The 4129-nt window shown below is 67.9% G+C and carries 1 protein-coding gene and 1 pseudogene; both read right to left on the reverse strand.

The window, feature by feature from the left end; all coding sequences use genetic code 11:
• Positions 1-150: 150 nt before the first annotated feature.
• Complete coding sequence (gene pbpC / locus EN738_RS31710; RefSeq protein WP_245494830.1) at positions 151-2241, reverse strand: penicillin-binding protein 1C; 2091 nt, start codon at positions 2239-2241, stop codon at positions 151-153.
• Positions 2242-2446: 205 nt separating this feature from the next.
• Positions 2447-4129: pseudogene (locus EN738_RS31720) on the reverse strand (hypothetical protein); the annotation flags it as partial.

A 4129-nucleotide genomic window follows, 5' to 3' on the forward strand; every position in this document is an offset into this window, starting at 1 on the left:
GCTCCCGCCTTTCTAAGGTCGAAAATTGGCGAAGGTGGCGAAGCGAATAATCTCCCCCCTTGAGGGGGAGATGGCCGGCAGGCCAGAGAGGGGGGCCTCGCGCCAGACATCCGGCCAAGAAGCGCAATCCGCTGAATCGGTTGCGGCATCCTATTCAACGAAAACCTTCACGCTTGCCGCGCGGCCGGCGGCGTCGATCACGGTGAGCGTCGAATAGCCGGCGCCGTCGGGCAGCCAGGTGGCGGTGCGGCGCCGGTCGATGCCGGACAGCGGCTTGCCGTTGGCCAGCCAGCGGAAGGGCGCGCGGCCGCCCTGCAGCTTCAGCACCAGCGGCGAGGCGTCGGCCGAATTGGCGGCGAGGTCGACGCGCGCGCCGTCGGGCGGAAAGACGATCGTCGGCGCGGGCTCGGCCGGCGTTGCCTGCACCAGCCCGTCCGATCCGGCGCCGAAGCGCGCCAGCGTCACCGGCAACTCGTCGCGTTTCGGGCGGCGGACGCCGGCCGGCTGGCCGGGAAGCGGAACGGTGGCGAGGCCGGAGCGGACGAAGCCCTCGAACAGGATCGGCGCGGCCGAGACGTATCCGGACAGACCAGGCACGGCGCCGGCATCGGCGCGGCCAACCCAGACGCCCAGCACATAGCGGCCGTCGAAACCGACCGACCAGGCGTCGCGGTAGCCATAGGAGGTGCCGGTCTTGTAGGCGATGCCGCGCTGCAAGGCGCCCTCGGGCGGCTTCACGCCCGACAATATGTCGGTGATCTGCCAGTTGGCCTGGTCGTCGAGGATGGTGGCGGTGGTGCGTTCGGCGTTGGCCGGCTCGGTGCCGTCATGCAGCGTGTGCGCCTTGCCGCCATTGGCGAGGCCCGTATAGAGCTGGACGAGATCGCGCAAGGTCACACCGACGCCGCCGAGGCCGATCGCCAGGCCCGGCGCCTCGTTGACCGGCAGCACCGGGTTGACGCCGGCCTGGCGGAAGCGCGCCGTCAGCCTGGCCGGTCCGACCGCGTCGAGCACCCGGATCGCCGGCACGTTGAGCGAGAGCTGCAGCGCCTGCCTGATGCTGACGTCGCCCTGATAGCCCATGTCGAAATTCTTCGGCCGGTAGCCGGCGAAATCCGCCGGGCTGTCCTCGATGATGGTCTCCTGTGCGACCAGGCCCTGCTCGAAGGCGAGCCCGTAGATGAACGGTTTCAGCGTCGACCCCGGCGAGCGGACGATCCTGGTCATGTCGATCCAGCCGGAGCGGCTGGCGTCGAAGAAATCGGCCGAACCGACCTCGCCGAGGATGTCGCCGGTGCGGGCATCGGCCAGCACCATGGCGACGGAAAGTTTCGGGCCGAGCCTGGCGGCGGCTTCCTTCGCCACCTGTTCCAGTCCTTGCTGGACGCTCCTGCGGATGGTGAGTTGCAGCGGCTTGCTCGGCTCGGCCTTGGGCAGCATGGCATAGGCGGCATGCGCGGCCAGCGCCGGCAGTTTGCGGCGCAGGCCGGAGACATCGTCCAGCGCAGCGCGCGCGGCTTCCCGGTCGCCGAGCAGGCCGGCCGAGACCATGCGCGTCAGCACGCGGTCGCGCGCGGCATGCGCGATGTCGAGGTTGCGGTCGGGCCGCCGCTTCTCCGGCAGTTGCGGCAGGGCGACGAGCAAAGCGGCTTCCGAGACCGTCAGCCGCTTCGGCTCCTTGCCGAAATAGGCGAGAGAGGCGGCGCGAACGCCTTCGAGATTGCCACCGTAGGGGGCCAGCGTCAGATAGCGTTCGAGGATCTCGCGTTTGGAAAGTCGCCGCTCGATCTGGATGGCGCGCAGCATCTGCTTGATCTTGGAGCCGAGGCTGCGGCTGTCGCGCGGCTCGATCAGCCGGGCAAGCTGCATCGACAGGGTCGAGCCGCCGGAGACGATGTGGCCGTTGCTGACGAACTGGCCGGCGGCCCGGCATAGGGCCAGCACATCGACACCGTCATGGTCCCAGAAGCGCTTGTCCTCATAGGCGACCAGCATGTCGACGAACTGCTTGTCGACCTGGTCGAGACGGGTTTCGAGCCGCCAGTAGCCGTCGGGCGTGGCGAAGGCGCGCAGCAACTGGCCGTCGCGGTCCTGCACCTCGGTGGAGACTGCCAGTTTTTCTGGCAGCGGCGGCGGATAGGCGCGGTCGAGCTGCCAGAGGGTGGCTGTGGAAAGGGCAACAACGCCGACGCAACAAGCTGCGGCTATGGCGCTGCGTCGCAGGAATTTTCTGGAAAGCATAGCGCCGCCCCTCATTGTCCTGCCGGACATTTCTCCCCGTATAGAAACGGGGAGAAAGGGGCTGTTGCCGTTGGTTTCGCCAATCGCCAACGGTGCGGAATAGGCGGAGAAATTCGCGACAGCCACCTTCTCCCCGTCTCTATACGGGGAGAAGGTGCCGGCAGGCGGATGAGGGGCAGCGCCATCGCCACGTCTATCAAGGCGCTTACGGCGCCTTGACCTCCATCATGCCGCTGGCGGTGCGGGCCGAGTATTGCGGCCGGTACATATCCTCCACCGTTGCTGCCGGATGGGCATAGGTGCCGGGCGTTACCGCGCGCACGACGTAGGCCAGCGTGATGTTGCGGTCGCCGTCGCCATCGTTCGGGTTGAAGGCCGCGACGAAGCGGTCGTCGCGGAACTCTAGATGAGCGGCGTCGGTCTGCGCCAGCCAGGAGAAGTTCGACAGCTGGGCGCTGGACACCAGGCCCGGATTGTCGATCTCGAAGCCGGCCGGCAGCAGGTCGGTGATCAGCAGCCGCGAGGGCCAGCTGTTCTGCTCGTAGACCTTGAGCACGACGACATAGCGTTCGTTCTGCTTGACCTCGGTGACGTTGGCCTCGGTGCCATCGAGCCTGTAGTAGGTGCGATCGATGGTGAAGCCGTCGCCGTCGGCCGGCAGCGTCTCGACCGGCGAGGCCACCGTGGTGACCACCGCCTGCAGCGGCGTCTTGCCGGTGTTGGCGATGGTGAGCGGGCTGTCGGCGATGTCGCTGCCGCTGAAGCGGTCGGAATAGCCGCCGGCATGCGGCGCGCCGTTGACGGAGAGCGTGATGGAATCATTGCCCTCCTTCAGCGCCCGCGCCGCCAGGAGCATCCAGGACTCGTCCTGCGTGCTCGTCCAGCGGGCATCGGCGCGCGCCCTGGCCACCAGCTTGATCAACGCCGGCACAATGGTCGGCACCGGCTTCGATTCGGCGGCCAGCGCCAGGATCGCCGCGCCGTCGCGGAGCGGCGAGCCATAGTCGGAGCGGTAGTAATCGTACTCGGTGGCCCCCTTCGCCAGCCGCAGCGCGGTCTGGAAGGTGGCTTCCGAGCGCTGCGCGTCGCCATAGAGCGCAAGGCTCGCCGCAAGCTGTGCGACGGCCATCGGGCTGGTGAAGGCTTCGAGCTGGGTGTCGGCGTAATAGCGCAGATCGCCGATCGAAGCCTTCTTGTTGCGGGCCAGCACATAGAGCGCGTAGGCGATCTCGCTGCCGCGGTCCTGGACGTCCTGGTCATAGCCGAGCGAGTTCTGCAGGTTGCTCAGCGCCTGGTTCATCGCCAGCGCCGGCACGTCGTATTTCTGCTCGCGCGCCCGGGTCAGGAAGTCGCTGACATAGGCGTCGAGCCAGAGATCGCCGGAGCCGGGACCCCACAGGCCGAAGCTGCCGGCCGAGGCCTGGTAGCTCAGCACCTTGTAGATGGCGTCCTGGATGCGGCCATGCAGGTCCGGATCGCTGGCCATGCCGATGCCCGAAGCCAACTCATTGACATAGAGCAGCGGCAGGGCGCGGCTGGTGGTCTGCTCGGCGCAGCCATAGGGGTAGCGGTCGAGCGTCATAAGCAGCGACGGCACGTCGAAGGCCGCCGCCTGCGAAACGCCGACGCTCACCGAAGCGCCGTCGAGCAGGCTTGCCGCCAGGAGTTCCTTGTCGACGCGCAGGGCGCCGACATTGGGCTTGAGGTCGACCACCAGCCGGGTGGTGACCGGCAGCTGCGCCGGCCGCACCGGCACATAGAGCGTCTGCTCGACCTCGGTGCCGTCGGCATGGGCGAGCTTGACGGTGATCGAGGCGTTGCCGGCGGTTTTGGCAACCAGCGGCACGGTCAGCGTCTGGCGCTTGCCCTGGGCGAGCGTTAGTTTCTC

The organism is Mesorhizobium sp. M4B.F.Ca.ET.017.02.2.1, from assembly GCF_003998955.1.
GTDB lineage: Bacteria > Pseudomonadota > Alphaproteobacteria > Rhizobiales > Rhizobiaceae > Mesorhizobium > Mesorhizobium abyssinicae.

Excerpts from the sequence above, each read along its gene's own strand:
- pbpC (WP_245494830.1), bottom strand. The coding sequence starts at position 2,241 with ATGCTTTCCAGAAAATTCCTGCGACGCAGCGCCATAGCCGCAGCTTGT.